The organism is Ensifer sp. GW821-FHT05G01 (assembly GCF_059419585.1).
Window position 1 is genome coordinate 444,818 of sequence record NZ_JBWKSC010000002.1, and the last position, 25,050, is coordinate 469,867.

Annotated in this window: 17 protein-coding genes; all 17 read left to right on the top strand. The window is 62.4% G+C overall.

Annotated elements, in window-relative coordinates; genetic code table 11:
- Nucleotides 1–52 precede the first annotated feature (52 nt).
- The gene (locus tag AC07UR_RS07820; protein ID WP_234941743.1) at nt 53–1,102 is read left to right on the top strand and encodes an ABC transporter permease; all 1,050 of its coding nucleotides are present in this window, start codon (nt 53–55) and stop codon (nt 1,100–1,102) included.
- Nucleotides 1,103–1,105: 3 nt separating this feature from the next.
- Nucleotides 1,106–2,080, top strand: coding sequence for an ABC transporter permease (locus AC07UR_RS07825; protein WP_173421793.1), 975 nt, complete (start codon nt 1,106–1,108; stop codon nt 2,078–2,080).
- A complete protein-coding gene (locus AC07UR_RS07830) occupies nt 2,081–3,007 on the top strand; it encodes a nucleoside hydrolase (RefSeq protein WP_209789543.1) in 927 nt (308 codons plus the stop codon). It abuts the gene before it with no gap.
- An 895-nt stretch (nt 3,008–3,902) separates the two neighbouring features.
- The gene (locus tag AC07UR_RS07835; protein WP_209789544.1) at nt 3,903–4,847 is read left to right on the top strand and encodes an ABC transporter permease; all 945 of its coding nucleotides are present in this window, start codon (nt 3,903–3,905) and stop codon (nt 4,845–4,847) included.
- Nucleotides 4,844–5,662, top strand: coding sequence for an ABC transporter permease (locus AC07UR_RS07840; protein WP_209789545.1), 819 nt, complete (start codon nt 4,844–4,846; stop codon nt 5,660–5,662). Before AC07UR_RS07835 ends, AC07UR_RS07840 begins: the two co-directional genes overlap by 4 nt.
- A complete protein-coding gene (locus AC07UR_RS07845) occupies nt 5,659–7,287 on the top strand; it encodes an ABC transporter ATP-binding protein (RefSeq protein WP_209789546.1) in 1,629 nt (542 codons plus the stop codon). The genes AC07UR_RS07840 and AC07UR_RS07845 overlap by 4 nt, the downstream gene beginning before the upstream one ends.
- 1 nt (nt 7,288) lies before the next feature.
- The gene (locus tag AC07UR_RS07850; protein ID WP_209789547.1) at nt 7,289–8,146 is read left to right on the top strand and encodes a serine hydrolase; all 858 of its coding nucleotides are present in this window, start codon (nt 7,289–7,291) and stop codon (nt 8,144–8,146) included.
- A gap of 53 nt (nt 8,147–8,199) precedes the next feature.
- Nucleotides 8,200–9,744 carry an ABC transporter substrate-binding protein gene (locus AC07UR_RS07855; protein ID WP_209789548.1) on the top strand — a complete coding sequence of 515 codons (1,545 nt, stop codon included), beginning with the start codon at nt 8,200–8,202 and terminating at the stop codon, nt 9,742–9,744.
- A 205-nt stretch (nt 9,745–9,949) separates the two neighbouring features.
- Nucleotides 9,950–11,389 carry a M20 family metallopeptidase gene (locus tag AC07UR_RS07860; RefSeq protein WP_209789549.1) on the top strand — a complete coding sequence of 480 codons (1,440 nt, stop codon included), beginning with the start codon at nt 9,950–9,952 and terminating at the stop codon, nt 11,387–11,389.
- A 276-nt stretch (nt 11,390–11,665) separates the two neighbouring features.
- Nucleotides 11,666–12,919 carry a plasmid partitioning protein RepA gene (gene repA / locus AC07UR_RS07865; RefSeq protein WP_209789550.1) on the top strand — a complete coding sequence of 418 codons (1,254 nt, stop codon included), beginning with the start codon at nt 11,666–11,668 and terminating at the stop codon, nt 12,917–12,919.
- A 5-nt stretch (nt 12,920–12,924) separates the two neighbouring features.
- Complete coding sequence (repB, locus tag AC07UR_RS07870; RefSeq protein WP_209789551.1) at nt 12,925–13,983, top strand: plasmid partitioning protein RepB; 1,059 nt, start codon at nt 12,925–12,927, stop codon at nt 13,981–13,983.
- A 350-nt stretch (nt 13,984–14,333) separates the two neighbouring features.
- Complete coding sequence (locus tag AC07UR_RS07875; RefSeq protein ID WP_209789552.1) at nt 14,334–17,243, top strand: DNA translocase FtsK; 2,910 nt, start codon at nt 14,334–14,336, stop codon at nt 17,241–17,243.
- 340 nt (nt 17,244–17,583) lie between these two features.
- A complete protein-coding gene (locus tag AC07UR_RS07880; RefSeq protein ID WP_234941688.1) occupies nt 17,584–18,651 on the top strand; it encodes a LacI family transcriptional regulator in 1,068 nt (355 codons plus the stop codon).
- A gap of 26 nt (nt 18,652–18,677) precedes the next feature.
- Complete coding sequence (locus AC07UR_RS07885) at nt 18,678–19,424, top strand: transporter substrate-binding domain-containing protein (RefSeq protein WP_112811258.1); 747 nt, start codon at nt 18,678–18,680, stop codon at nt 19,422–19,424.
- A 77-nt stretch (nt 19,425–19,501) separates the two neighbouring features.
- Nucleotides 19,502–21,157 carry an amino acid ABC transporter permease gene (locus AC07UR_RS07890; RefSeq protein ID WP_494700023.1) on the top strand — a complete coding sequence of 552 codons (1,656 nt, stop codon included), beginning with the start codon at nt 19,502–19,504 and terminating at the stop codon, nt 21,155–21,157.
- Nucleotides 21,138–21,845, top strand: a complete 708-nt coding sequence (locus AC07UR_RS07895) for an SDR family oxidoreductase (RefSeq protein WP_173421805.1) — start codon at nt 21,138–21,140, stop codon at nt 21,843–21,845. Before AC07UR_RS07890 ends, AC07UR_RS07895 begins: the two co-directional genes overlap by 20 nt.
- A gap of 17 nt (nt 21,846–21,862) precedes the next feature.
- Complete coding sequence (locus AC07UR_RS07900; RefSeq protein WP_209789554.1) at nt 21,863–24,895, top strand: aminotransferase class III-fold pyridoxal phosphate-dependent enzyme; 3,033 nt, start codon at nt 21,863–21,865, stop codon at nt 24,893–24,895.
- The last annotated feature ends 155 nt before the right edge of the window (nt 24,896–25,050 follow it).

A 25,050-nucleotide genomic window follows, 5' to 3' on the forward strand; every position in this document is an offset into this window, starting at 1 on the left:
GGCCAGCTTTCTCAATATAAGGCGGATCGTCGATTTCGCGGTCCTGCCACTCATGAACGTTGCCGTCGCCCTGCTGATTTCAGGACTGGTGGTCCTTTTCGTCGGTCAGAATCCGCTTGAAGCGGTGGGCTATCTGATCAGCGGTTCGCTGGGATCAGGCGAGGGAATAGGCTTCACCCTCTACTTCGCCACCAGCTTTCTGTTCACAGGGCTGGCAGTGGCAGTTGCGTCTCACGCCGGTCTGTTCACGATCGGCGCGGAGGGGCAGGCTTATCTCGGCGGCCTTGGTATCGCACTCGTCTGCCTGTCGCTCGACCGCTTCGTCCCTTGGCACGTCACGCTGGTACCGGCCGCCGCGGCAGGCATGCTGTTTGGCGCAGCCTGGGCTTTCATTCCGGCCTATCTCCAGGCCAAGCGGGGCAGCCATCTCGTCATCACGACGATCATGTTCAACTTCATTGCCTCGTCCATTATGATCTATGTGCTGGTAAACCTGATCAAGGAACCGGGCAGCATGGCCCCGCAGACCCGCCTTTTCGATAAGGGTGGTCTCGTGCCGAAGCTGGGAGAAATCCTACCGGTCAACATTGGGACGGCACCACTGAACGTCAGCCTGTTCCTCGCCATCGCTGCCGCGGTCTTCGTCTGGGTCCTCATCTGGAAGACAAAGCTCGGTTTCGAAATCAGGTCGACAGGGGCCAACCCCGCCGCCGCACGCAATGCCGGGATCAGCTACGTCAAGATCACCATCGTTTGCATGCTGATCTCTGGCGCTCTTGCGGGTCTGGCTGGCGTCAACATTCTGATGGGTGATCTGGGCAAGCTCCAGCTCGATTTCCCGGCCGGTATTGGACTGGTCGGAGTTGCGGTCGCCCTCATGGGGCGTGGCCATCCTGTCGGGATCGCAATTGCGTCCGTTCTCTTTGGCGTCCTCTATCAGGGCGGAGCGGAAATCTCCTTCTGGATGCCGAACATTACACGCGAACTGATTATGCTCATCCAGGGATTGGTCATCCTCTTCGCAGGCGCGCTCAGCCTGATGTTCCGGAAATCAGTCTATTCGCTGGTCGATCTCTTCCGCGTCTCGAAACCGGAGGTCTGAGCCATGCAAGAGTTCCTATCTACAGTCATTCTTCTGCTCAGCTCGACCCTCCGCTTGTCGGTACCGCTCATCCTCTGCGGGTTGGCGGGTCTCTTTTCCGAACGGTCTGGACTGTGGGACATCGGCCTAGAGGGCAAGATGCTGTTTGCCGCCTTCGCTGCGGCAGCCGCTGCCTATCAGTTCGATTCCGCCTGGGTCGGATTGTTCTTCGCGATACTTGTGGCCGTTCTCCTCAGCCTCATCCACGGCTTCGCCTCCGTGACGCACCAGGGAAACCAGATCATTTCCGGGGTGGCGATCAACTTCATATCGTCAGGTCTCACGGTGCTTCTGGCCGTTGGCTGGTTCGCAATGGGCGGCAGAACCCCGCAACTCCAGCCGGAGGCGCGCTTCCCGACGGTGGTGCTTCCCTTCGTTGAGGAGATGCGGTCGGTTCCGGTAATCGGACCGATCTATGCCGACCTGATTTCCGGCTACAACATCCTGCTTTACGTCGCCTTTGCGGCGGTGCCGATCACGTGGTGGGTATTCCAGCAAACACGGTTCGGACTGCGCCTGCGCGCCGTCGGGGAAAACCCGGCTGCGGTTGATACCGCCGGTATCTCCGTCGATTGGCTCCGTTATCGGGCATTGCTCTGCGGCGCTGTTCTCTGCGGTATTGCCGGAGCCTATCTGTCGGTCGCGCAGTCGGCAGGGTTCGTCCGGGAAATGTCTGCTGGCAAGGGATACATGGCGCTGGCGGCATTGATCTTCGCCAAATGGCGTCCTGTTCCCGTCCTCTTCGCCTGCCTTCTTTTCGGCTTCCTTGAAGCTCTCTCGATCCGCTTCCAAGCGTTCGATTTCGGACTGGGGGCGGCGCTCTCGACGCAGATCGTCCAGTCTCTCCCGTACCTGCTCACCGTAGTTCTTCTCGCCGGTTTCATGGGCCGCGCAATCCCACCCAAAGCCGGTGGTATCCCTTACACGAAAGATCGTTGAATGACCGAACGTATTATCATTGATTGTGATCCTGGCGTTGACGATGCCGCGGCTCTCATGCTCGCCTTCGGGTCGAGCGAGGTCGAGATACTCGGCATCACCGCAGTCGCAGGTAACATCCCGCTCGAAAAGACCGAGGCCAATGCACGGCTGATCTGCGAACTCGCTAACCGGACGGATATCCGCGTCCTCCAAGGCTGCGGCCGACCGCTGCTTTATCCCGACCGCGCCGGTGTTACCGTCCATGGCGCTGACGGCTTGGGCGACATTGGCCTGCCGAGGCCGACTTCGGCACCCGCCGAACGTACCGCTGTCCAATTCATCATCGATCAGGTACGAGCCGCGCCGGGGGAGGTGACTCTCGCTGTGCTCGGCCCCATGACCAATATCGCCGTCGCCCTTTCGATCGATCCCGGCATCGCGCCGATGATCAAGCGCATCGTCTTCATGGGCGGTGCCGCCTTCTGCCCGGGCAACATTAAGGAACGTGCGGAGTTCAATTTCTACTTTGACCCGCATGCGGCGCAGGCGGTGGTGGCTTCCGGCATCCCAATGGTCATGTTCGGACTCGACGTCACCCACAAGGCGATCATCACCAAAGAGCGCACAGAACGCCTGAAACGTCTCGGCAAGATCAGCGGCACCATCGCCGACATGCTAACCGCCTACGGCGCTGGCGATCCTTGCCTGCACGATCCCTGCGTCATTGCCTATCTCATCGAGCCGGAGATCTTTTCCGGCGTCGAAGGTTTCGTCGAGGTTGATTGCAACTCGCCGCTCGCGATCGGACAGAGTGTCGTCAGCGTCACCCCGCGGGAGCTCGCTGGCCGCGCACCGAACTGCCTGGTGATGACGGAGGTGGATCACGACCGGCTGTTTGCACTCCTTGAAGAGCGTTATGCCCGGGTGGAAGCACAAGCTGCTTAAGGCCGCCGGGCGGCAGTGGGTAACGAAAACAATATGAAAGAGTTCAGAGGGCCGACCACAAATCGGCCCTTTTCTTTAAGGGTCTCAGCGAACGTTCTGGACCGCAAGCGAGAGAGATCTCAGCACTGGAACTGCTAGCCGGGAATCCGCTCAACCAAACCACCAAACCGAGGTTTTGAGGGCTTGGTTACCCATCATAGCGGCCTGCCGCGCGCGTGATTGCCGCCGGGGATACCCGGAGCATGTGCGATGAAGGGTTGTCTTTGATGGTGATCGCCTATTGGAGGATGAGGTGTATCGATCGAGAGACCATGGGGGCGGAAATGACAGATGAACCAAGTTTCCAGCATCTCAACGATCTGCCAAAGCGTAACAAAAGCCACGACACCGAGGGTGTCGCCCAAGCCGCCTTCGAGACATGAAAGCGGTCGTGATGAGCCGATCTTTCAAAGAGACTTCGTCGAATCGAACCCATAACGGGCGGGATGTGTGGTCCGGCGGCAACCTTCGACTCTGGAAGCCCAGCCGCGAGCGACGTTGATGCCTACGGTTCAAAGCCCACAGCCTCCGGGGCACACCACGACACCCAAACTGACGTCTCAAATCGCCAGCCAACCCCCGCTTGCTCGCAAGCAGGTTCTGATCCGCTAGATGCCTGTTTTTATGCGGTTCTCGTGAAATGACTTTCTAAAGGCACCTTCAGCTCATGGAGTTGGGCCTGGCGCTATTGGTCAAGGGCACATCCAGTCGGGGTGTCATCCCTTCGTCATAGAGCTATGACGATTCCTCATAATATTGCGCAGTTTTTTCCATTCGATCATAGTTGTTTCAAGAAAAGCCGGCAGGAAGGCCGAATCGCGATGTTGCGCCAGGCCGTTCTCAGTACGGGGAACCCATGATCAAGTTCATACTCAACCGCCTCGTGATGGCGATACCGACGATCGTCATCGTCTCGGTCGCCGTGTTCACGCTTATCCGTCTCATTCCCGGCGATCCGGCAGCGCTGATGCTCGGCGATATGGCCGAGCCGCAGCAGATTGCCGAAATGCGCAGTGTGCTCGGCCTCGACCGCAGCATTCCCCAGCAGTTCGTCATCTGGGCCGGCAATATCCTGTCCGGCGACTTCGGCCGCTCGATCGTCACCGACGAACCGGTCCTGCACCTGGTGCTGAGCCGCTTCATGGTCAGTGCCGAGATCGTCGCCATCGCCGTGTTGCTGGCGAGCCTGATCGCGGTTCCCGCCGGCGTCATCGCCGCCTGGCGACAGAACAGCCTGACGGACCTGGCTCTGGTCGGAACAGCCACCGTGCTCCTGTCGATCCCGACCTTCTGGCTCGGCCTGCTTTTGCTGCTTGCCTTCGGGCTGAAGCTCGGCTGGTTGCCGGTGCTCGGCTACGTGCCGATCTCGGAAAACTGGAAGGCGGGTCTGCTCTACCTCGTCCTGCCGGTCATGACGCTGGTCATCCATGAAATGGGCGTGATCATCCGCATGGCGCGCGCCTCGACGCTCGAAGTTCTTCGCCTCGATTACATCACTCACGCCCGTGCCAAGGGCCTGTCGGAAAGTGCCGTGCTCTGGAAGCACGCCTTCAAGAATGCCTTCGGCCCAACCTGGACGATGATCGGCCTGATTCTCGGCAATCTGCTCGGCGGCATCGCGGTCATCGAGACGGTTTTCACGATCCCGGGCCTTGGTCGTCTGATGGTCGACAGCATCTTCCAGCGCGATTACCCGGTGATCCAGGGCTGCCTGCTGCTCGTCGCCTTCTCCTATGTCGTCGTCAACCTGGTGGTCGACCTTCTCTATCCTCTCTTCGATCCGCGGGTGGTGGCAGAATGAGAAAGTTCACGTTCAACGGCGTCATCGGCGGCGGCCTCATCGCCGCACTCGTCATCACCGCACTGATCGGCGTGTTCTGGACGCCCTACGATCCCTCGGCGCTCGGCTTCACCTCGCGCCTGGCCGCCCCCGGTGCCGCCCATTGGCTCGGCACCGACGAGTTCGGCCGCGACGTCGCCAGCCGGCTGATGATCGGCGCCCGCGCCAGCGTCTGGATCGGCTGTCTGACGGTCGCTTTCGCCGTCATTTGCGGCACGCTGATCGGCCTTGTCAGCGGCTATGCCCGCGGCTGGGTCGATGGCGTCATCATGGCCGTCAACAACGCGCTGCTCGCCTTCCCGGGCATTCTTCTGGCGCTTGGGCTGCTGGCCGTCTTCGGTGCCAACCAGTACGGCATCATCTTCGCGCTCGGCATCGCCTATACGCCGTCGATGGCGCGGGTCGTGCGCGGCGCGGTCCTTTCGCTGCGCGAACGCGAGTTCATCGAGGCCTCGCGCGTGATGGGCAATGGCGAGATCTACACCATGCTGCGCCATATCCTGCCGAATTGCCTGGCACCGATCACCGTGCTTGCGACCTCGATGTTCGGTTGGGCGATCCTGTCGGAAAGCGCGCTGTCGTTCCTCGGCCTCGGCGTACCGCCACCGGCACCGACCTGGGGCAACATGCTGGCCGCCGGCCGCCCGTTCATCGAGCAGGCCGTCTGGCTCGGTTTCTTCCCCGGCCTCTGCATCGCGCTGACATTGCTCGGCATCAACCTTCTCGGCGACGCGCTCCGCGACAAGCTCGACCCCCGCATGCGAGGCCTGAAATGACCGGCAGTTCCCTTCTCAGCGTTCGCGACCTGTCGCTGGCCGTCGCCCATAACGGCAACCAGGTGGTGAAGAACGTCAGCTTCGACGTCGGTGCGGGTGAAATCGTGGGCATCGTCGGTGAATCCGGTTCCGGCAAGACGCTCGCAACCCGGGCCATCATCGGCCTGATCCCGCCGGCCGTTCGCCATGTCGGCGGCACGATCAGCTACCGCGGACGTGATGTCCTGTCCCTGAAGGATCGTGACCTCCGGCGCTTGCGCGGCGGCGAGATCGGCGTCGTGTTCCAGGAGCCGATGACTTCGCTCAACCCGTCGATGACCATCGGTAGGCAGCTCGAAGAAGGCCTGATCCTGCACACGAAGATGAGCACCGACGAACGTCGGGCTGCTATCCTCGACATGCTCAAGCGCGTTGGCCTGCGCGAGCCGGAGCGGGCGCTTGCCGCCTATCCGCACGAGTTTTCCGGCGGCATGCGCCAGCGCATCATGCTGGCCTCCGTCATGCTCCTGAAGCCGGCCCTGCTGATCGCCGACGAGCCGACGACCGCGCTCGACGCCGTGGTGCAGCGCGACGTCATGGAACTGATGGTAGAACTGACCAAGGCGGAAGGCACGGCCGTCCTGCTGATCAGCCACGACCTGCCGATGGTGGCGCGTTACACCAACCGCTTCGTCGTCATGGAAAAAGGCGTCATCGTCGAGCAGGGTACGACTGAGGATATCCTCAGCGCCCCGGAACATCCCTACACCCGCAAGCTGCTATCCTCGCTGCCGTTTCGCGCCGCGCCGCGCAAGCTCGATATGTCCCGCACGCCAATGGTGTCGGCGCGCAACATCGTGGTCGAATATCCCGGCCGCAAGGGTCTCTTCCGCAAGCAGGCGCCGAAGCGCGCGCTGCACGGCGTCAGCGTCGATATTCATGTCGGCGAAGTCGTTGCCCTTGTCGGCGGCTCCGGTTCGGGCAAGACGACGCTTGGGCGCACCATCGCCGGTCTTGTCCAGCAGAGCGAAGGCGATATCCTTTTCCAGGGACGCGAACGCAGCGCCGACTGGCGTGACTATCGGCTGAACTGCCAGATGGTGTTCCAGGACCCCTATTCCTCGCTCGACCCGCGCATGACCATTCAGGCACTGGTCGAGGAGGCGCTGCGACTGGTGCCCGGCCTGGACGGGGCGGCCAAGCGCAAACGGGCGCTCGAAACACTCGACGAGGTCGGTCTTGGCGGCGATTTCGCCAATCGCTATCCGCATGAGCTTTCCGGCGGCCAGCGCCAGCGCGTTGCCATTGCCAGGGCGATTGCCCGCCGGCCGAAGTTCCTGATCGCCGACGAACCGGTCTCGGCTCTTGATGTGACGGTGCGGGCGCAGGTGCTTGAACTCTTCTCCGATCTGCAGAAGCGCTACGGCTTTTCCTGCCTGTTCATCAGCCACGATCTCGGCGTCGTCGAGCAGGTCGCCGACCGGGTGATCGTCATGCAGGACGGCCGCATCGTCGAACAGGGCGATCGCGACCGGATCTTCGACCAGCCGCAGGAGGCCTATACGCGCAAGCTGCTGTCGGCGATCCCGGCGCTCGATCTCAACCAGACGGGTGGCGTCACCCTCAAATGGCGCCTGGAGGCCTGACATGACTGTCGCGATCAAAACCGCCACGATCTCCGAACAGCTTCATGCGATTGCCGACGCCCAGCCGTTCATCACCCGTTTCCTCGTCCGCAATCTGCAGACCGGCGAGACGATCGGACGCGGCGAAAACGAAGAGACGCCGTCGGCAAGCACCCGCAAGACCTCGATCATGATGGCGGCGCTGAAGGCGGCGCACGAGGGTCGGCTCGATCTCGATGCATCCATCACCTACGAGGAGCGGCTGAAGCACGAGGTCGCGAGCGGCATGTTCCGCTACATGACCCCTGGTATCGTCATTTCACTGCGCGATGCCATCGTCGGCATGATGGTTCTGAGCGACAACGTCTGCACCAAGATGGTGCTGGAGCGGCTGACGCTGGAAGAGGTCGACAGCTACTGCAAGGCGATCGGCATGGCAGGTACCCACCATCGCTTCCTGATCCCACCGCTTGGGCTGAAGCAGGACCATTCGCTGGGTGAAGTCACGACGACGACGGCCAGCGACCAGATCTTGCTGCTCGAGGCGATCCTTGCCGCCGAGAACGATGAGGCCGCCGCTGCCCGTTTGGGCACATCCGTCGAGCTCTGCCGCTTTGCGCTGCAGACGTTGAAGAACCAGGTCCTGCGTTACGGCATCCGCTCGCGCCTGCCTTTCGAGGTTGTCGCCGCCAGCAAGTCCGGCCGCGGCAAGCGCGGTCGCATGGATACGGGCCTCGTCTATCGCGACAACAGGCCGCTCTACGCCATCGCCGTTTTCACCGACGCCGTACCGCATGTGATGGCCGACGGCACGCCCGGCTACACCATCGCGCTCGAAACCATCGGCCTGTTGTCCAAGGCCTGCTGGGACGCGTTCTGAGCCGAGATCAACCGTAACAAACCAAAAAGAAACAACTGGAGAAGAGTGGAACAATGAAAAACATCTTCCTTGCCGGCACGATCCTGATGAGTGCTGTCGGCTTTGCCGAAGCGCGTGACCTCGTCGTCGCGCAGAGCTCCGATATCCGCAGCAACGTGCCGGGCGTCAATCGCGACGGCAACACCGATTCCGTGATCTTCCATATCGTCGAGGGTCTCGTCGGCTACGCCGAGAACGGCGAAGTCAATCCGCTCGTCGCCAAGAGCTTCGAGGTGTCGCCGGATGGCCTTACCTACACCTTCAAGCTGCGCGACGACGTGAAGTTCCACAACGGTAATGCGGTCACGGCCGACGACGTCGTTTGGAACTGGAACCGCTACATGGCCGCAGACACCAAGTGGACTTGCGCCGGCGATTTCGACGGCAGCAAGACCATCAAGGTTGCGGCGGTCACGGCCGTCGATCCGTCCACGGTCACGATGACGATCGAAAAGCCCTCGGCAGTGTTTCTCGGCCTGATGGCGCGCCCTGAATGCGGCTACACCGGCATCATCGCCAAGGAGTCTGTCGGCGCCGACGGCGCGTTCGTTGCGCCCATTGGCACCGGACCGTTCAAATGGGCCGAGTGGAAGAAGGGCGAATATGTCCGTCTCGCAAAGAACGACGCTTACGTTTCGCCAGCCAATGACGGCAAGCCGGATGGCATGGTCGGCTCCAAGCGGCCGCTGGTCGACGGTATCAAGTTCATGGTCATTCCCGATGCCTCGACGGTGAAGACCGGTCTGCTCTCGGGCGCGCTCGACACGGCCGAAGTCTCCGCCGACCTGATCTCGGAGTTCAAGGACAGCGAGACGATGCAGCTCATCGTCAAGCGCAACAACGGCAAGAACCTCCTGTATTTCCAGACCCGCGACAAGGTGCTGAGCAATGTCGCCGTGCGCCGGGCCATGGCCGAAGCTCTCGACCTCGACCAGTTGGTTGCAGCGGTGTCGAACGGCACTGGTGAGACCAATGGCTCGATGGTTTCGGCGGACTCAATCTTCTATTCGGATGTGCAGAAGACCAAGACCCCGATGGACCTGGAAAAGGCCAAGAAGGATCTGGCGGATGCCGGCTACAATGGCGAGCCGATCACCATCATTGCCAACAAGCGCGGCAACGTGCCGAGCTTCCCGGCGGCGGTCGTCGCCCAGGCGATGATGCAGCAGGTCGGTCTCAACGTGCAGATCGAAGTGCTCGACTATGCGACGCAGGTCGACCGTCGCCGCTCGGGCAACTACCAGGTCATCTCGCAGTCGGTCGCGCCGCGTCTCGACCCAGCGCTGATGTATTCCTTCTACGTCGGCAACAAGGACAAGAACGCCTCGTTGATGTGGGATAATCCGAAGGCGATCGAGCTGATGAAGGCGGCCTATGTCGAGGCCGATCAGGCCAAGCGCCAGGCGATCTTCGACGAGTTCCACAAGCTGATGCTCGAGGAAGTCCCCGGGATCTTCATGTACGACATGGTCGATATCTGGGGCGCGACGAAGAAGCTGCACGGCGAGCCCGTCTGGCAGTCGAACACACGGCTCTGGGAAGTCACGCTCGACGACTAGAGCATTTCCAGGAAAAGTGCGGAGCGGTTTTCCGTCAGGAAATGCGTAAAGACAGAGACTTAGAGCGTTTCTCCAAATCGCAAACGCTCTAAATCGGCGCCTGATCCGATCCTGTTCTCAGTGGCGGCATCCGTGCCGCCACCTTCCACCTCAAGATAGAAATGCCAATGCGGCCGGCGCCCTGTCGCCCGCAAGAGGAATGCCTATGCCCCAGCCATCCGTCGTCGCCGCTCTTTCCGATATCGTCGAGCAGTTGAAGCCCGAATTCGCAGCGATGAGCGATGCGATCTGGGACTACGCCGAACTGAGCTTTCGCGAGCACAAATCGGCGGCAACGCAGATCGCCATGCTGGAGAAGCACGGGTTTCGCATCACGCGGGGAACGGCCGATATCGAGACGGCCTTTACCGGAGAGGCTGGCGAAGGCGGACCAGTGATTGCCCTTCTCGGCGAGTTCGACGCGCTGGCTGGCCTGAGCCAGATCGCCGGTATTGCCGAGGAAAAGCCGCTCTCGCACGGCGGCACCGGCCACGGCTGCGGCCATAATCTGCTGGGCACAGGGTCGCTACTCGCCGCCGTGGCGTTGGCCCGCTATCTGCGCGAAAACAATCTGCCGGGGACGGTCCGTTACTACGGCTGCCCTGGCGAAGAAGGCGGCTCCGGCAAGACCTTCATGGCGCGTGCCGGCGCCTTTGCCGATGTCGATACCGCGCTCACCTGGCATCCGGCGCCCTTTAACGGCGTGCGCTCGACCAACAATCTCGCCGTCCTCGAAATCTACTATCGTTTCAAGGGGGTCGCGGCACATGCCTCGAACGGCGCCCATCTCGGGCGCAGCGCCCTCGACGCGCTGGAACTGATGAACATCGGCGTCAACTTCCTGCGCGAGCACATGCCGCAGGATTGCCGTGTGCATTATGCGATCACCGATGCCGGCGGCACGGCGGCCAATGTCGTCCAGGCGCGCGCCGAAGCGCTCTACCTCGTGCGTGCACCGCAAATGCCCGAGGCGCTTTCGCTGGCGACCCGCATCGACAAGGTCGCCAGGGGCGCTGCGATGATGACGGAGACGGAGGTCGAGATCGTCTTCGATCGCGCCGCCACCAATCTGTTGCCGAACATCACGCTGGAAACGGCTATCCATCAGAACATGGTGGCACTCGGCCCGGTTCCCTTCGACCAGGGCGACGTCGAGTTTGCCCGCGAGATCCAGAAGACGATGACGCCGGAGGCGATCGCCAGCAGCATCCGGCTTTACCAGATCAAAGGCGACGTCTTTGCCAACAGCCGCATGGATGGATCAAGTGGTCTCCATCTCGGTCTTCGCGATTTCGAGGGCCAGTCTCATTTTCGCGCCGGTTCGACCGATGTCGGCGACGTCAGTTGGGTGACGCCGACGGCGCAATGCTGGGCACCTGCCTGGGCGATCGGCACGGCCCCGCACACCTGGCAGGTGGTGGCGCAAGGCAAGAGCCCGGCGGCGCACAAGGCTTTCGCGCATGCCGCCAAGTCCCTGGCAACGACCGGTCTTGATCTCATCCTCGATCCGGACCTGCTGGCACGCGCGAAGGCCGAGTGGCGCGAAAAGACCGAGGGCACCCCCTACCAGTGCCCGATCCCGGATCATATCGGTCCCAAGCTCTGATCATCTGACAATATTGCCATCACACGATGTTCCAATGAAGCCGCCGCCCTCGGGCAGGCGGCTTTTCTGTATCCTTCGCCTCGTAACAACAGAGGATTGTGTGCGCCGGGACGTTCGAATTCGGCCCGACGCCTTGACGCGAATCATTGTCTCCGGCATCACTGTTACGGAAATTTGTGAATATGTGCCATTTAGGCGTATCTGAATTAAATCTCTGTTAGTGCCTCCCGGCGTGACCACGCGAGAAGGCACGCAAGGAGCACGGCGGGAATGGATATGACGGTAACACAAGCGCGACCCGAGACGGATCTTTCCCATGCCAGGCAGCCGGCGGATGAAGCAATCGCCGCTGATGCCCGTGCCCTTTCCGAACAGCTGAAGGCGATGCGGGAGCGGCTGTTCCCGCCAACCGCGATGAAGACCCTTCGCAGCTTCACCTCCGGCGAGGCCGCCAAGCTGATCGGCGTCTCCGACGGCTACCTGCGACAACTGTCGCTCGCAGGCGAGGGGCCGCAGCCCGATACCGGCACCGGCGGCCGTCGTTCCTATTCGCTCTCCGATATCAACGCGCTCCGCCGCCACCTCGCCGAGCAGGCGCTTGCCAAGGGCAATGCCACCAAAGCGCGCAGCTACCTGAAATGGCGCGACCGCGAGCGCGGTGAACACTTGCAGGTCATTTCCGTCACCAACTTCAAGGGCGGCTCCGGCAAGACCACCTCGTCGGTCCATATCGCGCAATATCTCGCCATGACCGGCCACCGGGTTCTGGCCGTCGACCTCGACCCGCAGGCGTCGCTTTCGGCCCTGTTCGGCTACCAGCCGGAACTGGACCTCACCGGCAACGACACGCTCTATGGCGCAATCCGCTACGACGCCGAAGCACGGCCGCTGAAGGACATCATCCGCCCGACCTATTTCGACGGGCTCGATCTGGTGCCCGGCAATCTGGAACTGCAGGAATTCGAGCATACGACACCGCAGGCGCTCAGCGCCCGCCACAATGGCTCGGAGGCCGGCCCGTTGTTCTTCGCGCGGGTTCAGGCGGCACTGGCAAGCGTTGCCGACGATTACGACGTCGTCGTCATCGACTGCCCGCCGCAGCTCGGCTATCTCACGCTGTCGGCGCTTTGCGCCTCGACATCGGTGCTGGTCACCGTGCATCCGCAGATGCTCGACGTCGCGTCGATGAACCAGTTCCTCTACATGACCTCGGATTTGCTCAGCGTCGTGCGCGAGGCGGGCGGCGAACTCAATTTCGACTTCCTGCGCTATCTCGTCACCCGCTTCGAGCCGAACGATGGTCCGCAGGCGCAGATCGTCGGTTTCATGCGCTCGCTGTTTGGCGACCGCGTCCTGACTTCGGCGATGGTCAAGTCGACTGCCGTCTCCGACGCGGGCCTCACCAAACAGACGCTCTACGAAGTGGGCCGGGAAAATTTCACGCGCGCCACCTACGACCGCGCAATCGAATCCTTGAATGCCGTCAACGGCGAGATCGAAGCTCTCATTCATGCGGCCTGGGGGCGCTAAGAGACATGGCTGGCAACCGCAAGAACGAACTGCGTGCCCTTTTTTCCGGAAACGTAGCCCCGGCCGCGCCTACAGCCGAGCAGAATTTGGCCGCGCCGGCCGAGGCGGCAGGCCCGAAAGCCGTATCTCCGCCTGCCGAAACTCCTCGGGCGGCATCGGGCGCCATCAAGGCCATGGGGCTTTCGCTTGGCAGCATCACGCGTGAGGCCGAGGAGGCCCGGTCGCTGCGCGAGGCGCTGCATCAGGGCGAACGGGTCGTGGAGCTCGATCCCGATCTGGTCGACGCCTCCTTCGTCGGCGACCGCCTGACCGACGGCGAACTGGACGATCCGGATTTCCTGGCTCTCGGCGACAGCATTCGCGAGAACGGCCAGCAGTCGCCGATCCTGGTGCGCCCGCATCCCGAAAAACACGGCCGCTATCAAACCGCCTATGGCCACCGCCGGCTGAACGCCGTCCGCAGCCTCGGCATCAAGGTCAAGGCCATCGTTCGACCCTTGACGGATGACGAACTCGTGCTGGCGCAAGGCAAGGAAAACGCCGAGCGCCGCAACCTGTCGTTCATCGAGCGGGCGCTGTTCGCGTCTGCCCTTTCCGAACGTGGTTTCGACCGCAAGGTCATCGGCGACGCGCTTGCCGTCCAGAAGAGTGAGCTGTCGCGGCTGATCCAGGTTGCCGAAAGCGTTCCGCTGCCAATCGCCCGGGCGATCGGTCCGGCGCCCAAGGTCGGCCGCGAGCGCTGGATGGCGATCGGGGCTCTGCTTGAGGGCGAGCCGGCACGGCAGAAGGCTGAGGAAGAGATAAGCCTGAGGCGGTTCCTCGAAGCCGACAGCGACCGGCGCTTTCAGCTCGTCTTCGCGCGGCTGTCGCGCGCCGACAGGCAGGATCCGGCCAAGCCGGAGGTGCTCAAGGACGAAAACGGCCGGGCCTTTGCCAAGCTGAAGCGGGACGAAAAGAGCGCCCGGATCGAGTTTTCGCCGGATGTCAGCCCGGACTTTGTCGACGAGGCGATCGCGCTGCTGGCCAAGCATCACGCGGCCTTCCTGGTGGCGCGCCGGAGCTGATCGCTCGGGATTGTCGCACACTTTCGGCGGTCATTCTCGGGCCGGCGTGACCTCGTCACGCTGGCCCGATTCGTCGTGGCCTCTGTCTCCGACTGAAGCGGCTCGCCCCGCTATGCCGGAGCGTCCCAGAATGGGGATCCGGAAGAAATATTTTCGACCCCATGCCGTCAGCGACAGAATGGCGCGATGCCCTTGGGCGGGATGGGGATTGCGGGCGTTTCAGCGGCTGTTTTGCCGGGTTGAGCGGCGCGCCGGACGTCTTTCGCGCGGCCGTTGGAAGGGACTTGTTAACCTTCATTTTCTATCGCTTAGCAGGCCCCTCGGCGATGTCTCTAGCTCTTCCAGGACCCATGCGTATTCCCAGGACAAACTTCTCTCAGGCAGCTTTGCATGATGCAAACCAGGCGGATTACTATGACGATCCGCAGGACGGTGCGTTGAGCGATATGCCCACCCATGACGTGGAACCCGTCGATCCCTACCAGCTGTACGAGGCGCCTGCCGCGCCTCGCAGACCCGCCAACCTGCAATCCGATGCGACGGCACATGTCGGCCGCGCGGCCCGTCTCTATGGTCAGGGCACGGCCTATGCGCCCGCCCAGGTGACGACGTCGACCGACGAGCCGCTGCCGACCCTGTCGGAGATCGCCGGCCACTACGGCGATTCGACCTGGGAGAGCCATTTCTTCCTGGCGCCCAATGTCCGCTTCACCCGCACGCCGGAACGCGAATTTACCAAGCGCCGCGCGCCTTCGGACAGCGAGAGCGAAGCGATAGCCGAAGAAAACTGCGCGCCGGTTGAAACCGTCGTTGCCGAGATTGCAGCAGTCGAGGTCGCGCCGATGGCCAACGAGGTGGCCCCGGTGACCGTCGAGGTTGCTGTGCCGGCCGAAGCGCCAGTGATCTTCGCTGCGCCCGTGCCCGCGCCGGAGCCGGCTCTGCCATCCTACAGCCCGTCCGAGCTGCTGCGCGTGCTCACGAGCCAGCTTCCGCATTGGTCGTCTGCATCCAAGGCAGAGGCCGCCAATGCAGTTGCTATTGCTGATGTTGCGACTCAGCCGGCCCCGACCGTCGACGAAGCGCCTGTGGCGATTACGCTACCGTCGATAACCGTCGAGCCGCTGGCGATCGCCGAACCTGCAGACCCCACGACAGAGCGCCCGACCGACACGCGCATGTCATTCCTGTCTGACTTCGCCTTCTTCGAATTTGGTCCATCCACCGGGGATGACGAACCGGCCGACGCGGCAACTGCGCAGCCGAAGCCTTTCGTCGAGACCGCAGCGCCGGTCTCCTTTGCGCCCGCTCCCTTCGTGTCGGTACCGGCTTCGAACGCGGCCCCCATCAAGGCCGTTGAAATCAGGCGTATGCCGCCAACGGCGATCACGTCGCTTTTCCGCGTCGTCGAATGCCGTCCTGCGGCCGTTACCCCATCGATGCCTGCTGCTGTGGAGATGGCGCCGGTAGAACCGGTCTCGGTCGAACCTGTTCGCGATGCGCCAGCACCCGTGATCGTGCCGTCTGAAATCGCATCGGTTCCGCCTGTTGTCATCGAACCGGCCGAAATCACCACACTGATGCCCGAAGAAGAGCCGGTTCGTACGGTTACGACTGTCTCCAAGGCGGCGATCACCATGCCTGCGCAGGTCTCGCGCGCACCGTCGATGCTGCCGCCGATCGGCGTCACCGAGCGTTTCTCTCAGGCCGACGGCTATGAGTTCCCGTCGCAGGATCTGTTGCAAGAGCCGCCGGAAGGGCGGGGCTTCTTCATGTCGCAGGAGCAACTCGAGCAGAATGCAGGGCTCCTCGAAAGCGTGCTCGAAGATTTCGGCGTGCGCGGCGAGATCATCCACGTCCGGCCCGGCCCGGTCGTCACGCTCTACGAATTCGAGCCGGCACCCGGCGTCAAATCTTCGCGCGTGATCAATCTGGCCGATGACATCGCCCGCTCGATGTCGGCGCTGTCGGCCCGTGTCGCGGTTGTCCCCGGGCGCAACGTCATCGGCATCGAACTGCCGAATGCGACCCGCGAAACCGTCTATTTCCGCGAGCTGATCGAATCCGTCGATTTCCGCAAGACCAACTGCAAGCTGGCGCTGTGCCTCGGCAAGACGATCGGCGGCGAACCCGTCATCGCCGAACTCGCCAAGATGCCGCATCTGCTCGTCGCCGGCACCACCGGCTCGGGCAAGTCGGTGGCGATCAACACGATGATCCTGTCGCTGCTCTACCGGTTGAAGCCGGAAGAATGCCGCCTGATCATGGTCGATCCGAAGATGCTGGAACTCTCCGTTTATGACGGTATCCCGCACCTGCTGACGCCCGTCGTCACCGATCCGAAGAAGGCCGTCATGGCGCTGAAGTGGGCGGTGCGCGAAATGGAGGACCGCTATCGCAAGATGTCGCGCCTCGGCGTTCGCAACATCGACGGCTACAACCAGCGCGCCGCCGCTGCCCGCGAAAAGGGCGAGCCGGTGATGTGCACGGTCCCGGCCGGCTTCGAGAAGGGCACCGGCGAGGCGCTGTTCGAGCAGCAGGAAATGGATCTGGCGCCGATGCCCTATATCGTCGTCATCGTCGACGAGATGGCCGACCTGATGATGGTCGCCGGCAAGGAGATCGAAGGGGCGATCCAGCGGCTGGCGCAGATGGCGCGTGCTGCCGGTATCCACCTGATCATGGCGACGCAGCGGCCTTCGGTCGATGTGATCACCGGCACGATCAAGGCCAACTTCCCCACCCGCATCTCCTTCCAGGTGACCTCGAAGATCGACAGCCGCACCATCCTTGGCGAACAGGGTGCCGAACAACTGCTCGGCCAGGGCGACATGCTGCACATGCAGGGTGGCGGGCGGATTGCCCGTGTCCATGGTCCGTTCGTTTCGGACCAGGAAGTGGAACATGTCGTCGCCCATCTGAAGACCCAAGGCCGGCCTGAATACCTTGAAACCGTCACCGCGGACGAAGAGGAAGAAGAGCCCGCGGAAGAGCAGGGCGCCGTTTTCGACAAGACGGCTATCGCCTCGGAGGACGGCAACGAACTCTACGACCAGGCCGTCAAGGTGGTGCTGCGCGACAAGAAGTGCTCGACCTCCTACATCCAGCGGCGTCTGGGGATCGGCTACAACCGTGCCGCATCGCTCGTCGAGCGCATGGAGAAGGAAGGCCTGGTGGGTGCGGCCAACCATGTCGGCAAGCGCGAGATCATCCACGGAAATCGCGACCATGCGGTTACGCCTGACAGCGACGACATGGATTGAGAATGCGCATGTAGGGCGCAGGGTATTGTTCAATAAGAGGCCGCGAAGCGAGTGCTGCGCGGCCTTTTTCATGCGCGTCGGATTTGTTGTGCCGCGCCAACGATCAGGTTGAGGGGGCGGTTCCAGGGCGCGCGCCGCGCGGCCTGCCTCCACTGTTCGTCACCAATCATCGTCCCGCTCGCGCTGGTGCGCAGGTCTATGGTCGGTCCCTGTGACCGAACGTTCTTGCGCGGTAGAACTTCTCCCCACGTCAAAATAAAAACGTTTTTATTTTTCTTGAAAACGTTTTTATTGGCTGTTACGCATATGTGAAGAGTGAGCCAAGGGCCTGGGAGGGTGCATGGCAGCGCATATGCATAAAACCCGGCGGGCACCGGCGCCAACGATCAAGACGCTGGCCGAGATCACCGGCTATTCCATAGCAACCATCTCAAAAGCGCTCAGGGAATCGCCTGTCGTTGCGCCCGTGACCCGCGACCTCATCTTCAAGGCGGCGCGCGACGTCGGTTATCAGGCGAACGCGCGCGGCATGGCGCTTCGTACCGGAAAGAGCTTTCAGGCGGCCGTGCTGATGCCGGTGACGGCCGCGCGCGACTACGAGTGGGACGGTGTCGAATATACGCAGATCTTGAGCGGCGTCAGTCAGGCACTTGATGGTACTGACTACCGCATGTCCGTGCACGTCATCCGCGATGCTGCCGACGGTGCTGAAGCCGCTCGCCGCATCGTCGATCAGGGGCTTGCCGACGGCTTGATTTTTTCGGGCATTCTTGCCGACGACCCGCGCATCGATCTGCTGGTCGATCATCATTTCCCATTCGTCTCGATGGGACGTTGCCGCAAGGATCTGGACTACGCCCATGTCGATATCGACAACGAATGGGCGGCCCATGCTGCGACCGCGCGGCTGATCGCCGGCGGCCATCGCCGCATCGCGCTCGTCAATCCAGAACGCCGGTTCTCCTATGCGATGGACAGGTTGGACGGCTTCGCTCGCGCCTTCCGCGAGGCGGGGATTGCCGCGTCTGCCGATCTGATTGTCGAAGGTGACCTTTCCACCCATTTCGGCCGGCAGAGCGTGATCGACCTTTTGCAGGCAGCCGAGCCGCCGACCGCCTTTGTCTGCATCAACGAATCGACGACGCTCGGCGTGCTTTCGGGGCTCGGCAGCCTCGGAAGGCAGGTGGGCGTCGATGTCGATGTCATCGCCTATGACGACATCAACGTCAGCGCCTATTTTACCCCACCAATCACCACATTCTACCAACCGATCGAGGTCCTTGGACGGACCCTCGGACAGTTCCTGTTGAAGCGCATGGAGGGCGAGGACCCGAAGGCGCTCAGGCAGGTCTTCAGGCCAACGCTGATCGAACGACAGCCGGACAATCTCGGCGGCAGACTGGCCTGAGTTTTTACCACCCAAGGAGGAGAACCATGAAAAAACTGATCATTGCGCTGACCTTTGCAGCCCTTTCCGCAAGCGTGTCCCACGCCGCCGATCTCGGCGGCAAATTGCTCAAGGTGGGGTCCGACACGACCTCGCCGCCGATGGAAAGCGTCGATCCCGCAACCGGCCAGATCGTCGGCTTTGACGTCGATGTGGTCAATGCGGTCTGCGCCAAGATCAACTGCCAGGCGGAGTTCATCACCACCGGCTGGGACGGCATCTTCGCGGCCCTCGATCAGGGCAATTTCGACCTGGTCGCATCGGGCGTCTCGATCACCGAGGAACGCAAGAAGGCGATGGATTTCTCCGATCCCTACATCGTCAACAGCCAGGCGGTGCTGATGCGTGTCGAAGACCAGGACATCACGCTCGAACGCTTCAAGGACGCCGGCAGGAAGTTGTCTGCCCAGGCGAACACCACCGACGCGCAGGTGGCCGAGAGTGTCGTCGGCAAGGAGAACGTCGCCGCCTATGACACGTTCAGCGCTGCGATCATCGCGCTCAAGAACAAGGACGTCGACGGCGTCGTCATCAATGGTGCCAATGCAGCGGCCTACGAGCGCGAATTTGCCGGCGAACTGGTGGTGGCGATCAAGGATCTTGAATCCGATCCGCTCGGTCTCGTCTTCCGCAAGGGCGACGAGAACATTGCCGCCTTCAACGAAGGCCTGAAGATGATCAAGGACGACGGCACGCTCGACCAGCTGGTCAACAAGTACTGGGGCCTGAAGTAAACCGTCCGCAATGTCCCCGGAGCGCCATAGGTGCTCCGGGATCACAGCCTGTTCCATTCGATACCCCGGAGGAATGAATGTCGTTCCTGAGAAGCGTGCGTCCGAGCAATCTCATCATCCTGACCGCGCTGCCTTTCATCATCTATCTCTTCGTGTCCTCCGGAGACTACCAGCGGTCGCTTCGCGCCATTCTTGGCGTCGAGAACGGATCGTCGGCCTTCGTGCCCGGCTTCCTGGCGCTGGCGATCGCTTTTTCGGCGGGGCTGTGCGTTCTCCTGTTTTCGCGGCCGAAGGCGAGCCGCCCGAAATGGGCGGTGGCGGCTGCCGTGCTCAACGTCGCGGCAGCAGCTGTCCTGACGCTCGGACATAACATTCACCCCTTCATCGCGTCGGTGGTGGCAAACGGCGTCGATGCGTTCAAATCGGACCTGATCGTCAAGGGCGTGACGCCACGCCAACTGACGGAGGCGGCCGATCTGTGGGTGCGAGGCGTCGAGGCCTGGCTGTTTCCAGCCTACCTGCTTTTGACCCTTCTCGGCCTTGGACTGTTTTTCGCGGGCGCGCGTGCCGACGAACCGGTCGACAGCCCGTTGCGGCGGGTGGGGCGCTGGATCCTCGGCGTCGTCAACGGCGCCGGCCTGATCTTCGTGTTCTTCTTCGCCCATATCGCCTTTGCCGCCGGCGTGGCGACCACCATCCGCGAGGCGATTGCTGCCTATATTCTGGCCGCGGTGCTGGGCCTCGTCTGGGTCGGCCTCCTGCAATTGCACTCGACGGTGCGCACCAGTCTCCACTTCGCCGTGGCCACACTGGTCCTCGCGCTTGTGGCCGGATGGTTCCTGCTGCAGTCGCGCGACACCTACGTGCTCGCCGGCACGCTTCAAGGCAAGGTCGGCATCGTCACCAACACGCCGGCGGGTCTGATCAGCGCCGTGCGCTTCGGGCAGTATGAGGGCGCGCCGCAGACGGAGACGCCGGTGCGCACCTTCGTCGGCCCGACAGAGGCGCTTGCCTCGATCGCGAAGAACGAGGGCGTCAGTGCCGCCTTGTTGCCTGCCGCCACTGCGCCCGCCGATCTCCCGGTGCTTTGGAAAACCGAGGCGCTGAACGATCGCGACCGCGCGACCGGCATCACCATCGCCGTGCTTGCGATCATCCTCGGGCTTTTGACCTTCGGCGGCTATCTGCACCAGCGCCATCCGCTGGCGATTGGCTCGGAATTCATCGTCGATACCATTCGCGGCATTCCGATGCTGGTGATCGTGCTCTATGTCGGCCTACCGCTGAGCGGCGCGTTGAAGGACGCCACGCAGGGCGTGCTCGATCCGCCCAACCTGGTGCGCGGCATCGTCGCCATGGCGCTTGCCTATTCCGCCTATCTCGCCGAAATCTTCCGCTCCGGCATCAACGCCATTCCGGTTGGCCAGGTCGAGGCGGCGCGCAGCATCGGCCTTAATCGCTGGCAGACAGCGCGGCTTGTCATCCTGCCGCAGGCATTCCGGATCATCATTCCGCCGCTCGGCAACGAGCTGATCGCCATCCTCAAGGACACTTCGCTGCTGTCGATCCTGTCGATCCGCGATATCACCCAGCGCATGCGCGAGTTCCAGTCGGCGAGCTTCCTGCCGTTCGCGCCCTATAACTCCGCGGCGATCTTCTACATCTTCCTGACGCTTGCCGCGGCGAGCCTCGTGAACATGGTCGAGAGAAAATATGACATCAAGCATCGATAGCTTGGGGGAGCGGGAGCGCCGGACGGTCCTGATCACCGGCGCCTCGCGTGGCCTCGGCCGCGAACTGGCGACACTTTATGAGGCCGACGGTTGGCGCGTCATTGCCTGCGTCCGTGGGTCGGCGTCTGTCGATGGCGGTATAGAAACGCAGTCGCTCGACGTCTCCGACCCCGCGTCGATTACGGCCCTCGGCAGGACACTCGAAGGCGTGGCGATCGACGTCCTGATCAACAATGCCGGTATCCGCGGCGATACGGGTGGGCTTTCGACGCTCGACGGAGGCGACTTCGTCGAGGTGATGCGCATCAACGCGCTCGCTCCCTTGCTGCTGGTGCAGGCCCTGCGGGCAAACCTTCTGGCGGGAGAAAGCCGGGTTGTCGCCAACATCTCCAGCCGCGCCGGGTCGCTTGCCGAAGGCACGCTCGACGATGATGACGGTGACTACGCCTACCGCTGCTCGAAAGCGGCCTTGAATATGGCGACGGTGAAGCTGGCACAGGATCTTCGCAAGGATGGCATCACCGTCCTGTCGCTGCATCCCGGCTGGGTGAAGACCGACATGGGCGGCGATGAGGCACAGGTGCCTGTGGCGACGAGTGCAGCCGGCTTGAAGACAATGATCGATGGAGCGGACATGGCCGATAGCGGCAGCTTCCGCGGCTACGACGGACGACGGATTTCATGGTGACGGGACGAGCAGCAGGCATGACACAGAATGATTTGAAGGCAGAGCAGGAACTGGCGGCGATCCGCGCATTGCTCGTCGAGGCCTACGGTATTGAAGGGGATGTCTCACCGCTTCCCGGCGAGCACGACCTCAACTACCGCGTCCGCGCGCAAGACGGCGAGCAGTATCTGCTGAAGCTGCATGCACCTGATGATGCCGACGACCTCGGCATGCAGGTTGCGGTGCTCGGCCACCTCGCGACAACGGCGCCTGATCTGTCTGTCTCGCGGCCGGTTCTGGTCCGCAATGGAGTGTCGACGGTGAATGTCGTCGTGCGCGGCGAGCGTACCGCTCGGCTGCTCACCTGGCTCCCAGGCGATATCTGGGCGAAATCCGCGACACGCGGTTTGGCCAGCGCAGAGACGCTTGGGGATCTGCTCGGCCGGCTCGACCGAAGCCTTGAGAGTTTTGTCCACGCTGGCACGAAGCGCGTCTATGCCTGGGATATCGGCCGTGCCGACATGCATCTGCAGCATGTGGACCTGATCGATGGCGCCGACAAGCAAGCTGCGGTGCGCGCGATCTTCGAACGGTTCGCTGCATTCGTCCTTCCAAGCCTCCAGGCCTGCCCGCGGCAGGTCATTCACAACGACGCCAACGACTATAACGTGCTGCTGGACAACGAGGGGCACGTCAGCGGCCTGCTCGATTTCGGCGATATGGTCGAGACCTGGCGCGTGGTTGAGATTGCCGTCGCTGCAGCCTATTCGCTGATCGGCGCCAGGGATGCGGTCGGCACGATCGGCGCACTCACCGGCGCATATCACAGAGTAAATGCAATCAGCGAGACCGAAGCAGGACTGATCTTCGACCTCGTTCGCACACGCTACGCCGTCAGCATGTGCATGGCGGCCAAGCAGATCCGCGAAAATCCTGAGAACACCTACCTGCTTGTCAGCCAGGACGACGTCTGGCGCGAGCTTCAGCGCCTGGAACGCGAGAACCGCGCTGTCGCTATTGCCCGCATCCGTGACGCCTGCGGCTTTGCGCCGGTGGCGCATGCGGCTGACGTCATGGCCTGGCTGGAGCGGAATGCCCACGATTTCTCGGCCATCGTCAAGCCGGCCGTCGCAAAGCCGCAAGTCGCCGTCTTCGATTTCTCCGCCTCCAGTTCCGAGGCTGAGCAATGGGCGGTATTGGATGCCCAGGCGGCTGAGGCGCGGATCGCGGCCTTTATCCGCGAGCAGAATGCCGATTTCGGCATCGGCGTCTATGGCGAGGATCGCGGGATCTATCGGGGCGACGCCTATGAAACGGCGATTTCCGATGAACGCCGTTCGATCCATCTCGGCGTCGACCTCTTCGCACCGGCGGGTGAGTCGGTGCATGCACCATTCGCCGGCAAGGTCGCCTTCCTTCACGACGATGCCGTCGCCTTCGGTTTCGGCCCGACTGTGCTTTTGGAACATATCACTGATACCGGCGACATCTTCTGGACGCTCTACGGCCATCTGTCGCGCGAGACACTCGCGACGTTGGCGATCGGCCAGCCTGTCGCCAGGGGCGAAAGCTTTGCGGCGCTTGGCGCATCCGAAGAAAACGGCAACTGGGCGCCGCATCTGCATTTCCAGCTGGTGACCGACCATCTCGGGCTTGGGGGGCGCATGTTCGGCGTCGGTGTGCGCGATCAATGGCAGGTCTGGCGGGAGATAAGCCCCGATCCGAGCGTCGTGCTTGGTCTACCGGTCCCGGCCGCCGTCATCGTCGCGCGCGAAAAGGACTTTCTCGTGCGCGAGCGCCATCGCCGCATCGGTCGTTCGCTCAGCATCGCCTATAGCGCCGCACCGCTGAAGATCGTCGGCGGCGAAGGCGCCCACCTGATCGACGAGGATGGCACCCGTTGGCTCGACATGGTCAACAACGTCTGCCACGTCGGTCACTGCCATCCGCGCGTGGTCAAGGCGGCACAGGCGCAGATGGGCAAGCTCAACACCAACTCCCGTTATCTGCACGATACGCTGGTTGAATATTCGAGGCGGCTCGCCGCGCTGTTTCCCGATCCGCTCAACGTCTGCTTCTTCGTGAATTCCGGCAGCGAGGCCAACGATCTGGCGCTCCGACTGGCGCGCGCCTACACCGGCAACCGCGACGTCATCACCGTGGATCACGCCTATCACGGCCATCTCTCAAGCATGATCGACGTCAGCCCCTATAAGTTTGCCGGCAAAGGCGGCGAGGGGCGTCCGGCACATGTGCAGGTTGCGGAAATGCCGGATCTCTATCGCGGCCGTTATCGCTACGGCGATGCGGACGCCGGCCGCAAATATGCCGACGACGTACGCAACCAGGTGCTGGCGCTCGCCGCCAACGGCCGCCGCCCGGCGCTGTTCTTCAGCGAGGGCATTCTGGGAACGGGCGGGCAGCTGACATTGCCGGAAGGCTATCTGCGCGAAGCCTATGCCCATGTGCGCGCCGCCGGCGGCCTGTGCCTTGCCGACGAAGTGCAGGTCGGCTTCGGCCGCGTCGGCAGCCATATGTGGGCGCACCAGACGCAAGGGGTGGTCCCGGATATCGTCACCATGGGCAAGCCGATCGGCAATGGGCACCCGATGGCGGCCGTCGTCACCACCGAGGCGATTGCCGCATCCTTTGCAAATGGCATGGAGTATTTCAACACCTTCGGCGGCAATCCGGTCTCTGCCGAGATCGGACTTGCGGTGCTCGACGTCATTCGCGACGAGCGGTTGATGCACCATTGCCAGGTCGTCGGCATCAGGCTGATGGAGGGCGCCCGGGCGCTGGCCAAGCGCCATGCCATCATCGGCGATGTGCGCGGCTACGGTCTCTTCAACGGCATCGAACTGGTGCGTGACCGCGAGACGCTGGAGCCGGCGGCAAGCGAGCTTGATTTCATCATTGCCGAAATGAAGCGCAAGCACCGGATACTCTTGAGCAGCGAGGGGCCGCATCACAACGTGCTGAAGGTGAAGCCACCGGCGCCATTCAGCGCCAAGGATTGTGATTATTTCCTCGAGGCTCTCGACGAGACGCTCGGGCGCCTAAGCCCTTGATCAAAATGCGATACGGCCGGTCATCAACCGGCCGTATCGCATTTGACCGCTCTTATCGTGCACAGCAATTTCCTGAGTGCCAATTTTTTCCCTTTACAACGAAGTTAAACGTTTTTATCGTCCATATAAACGTTTAACACGAACGTACGGCAGGT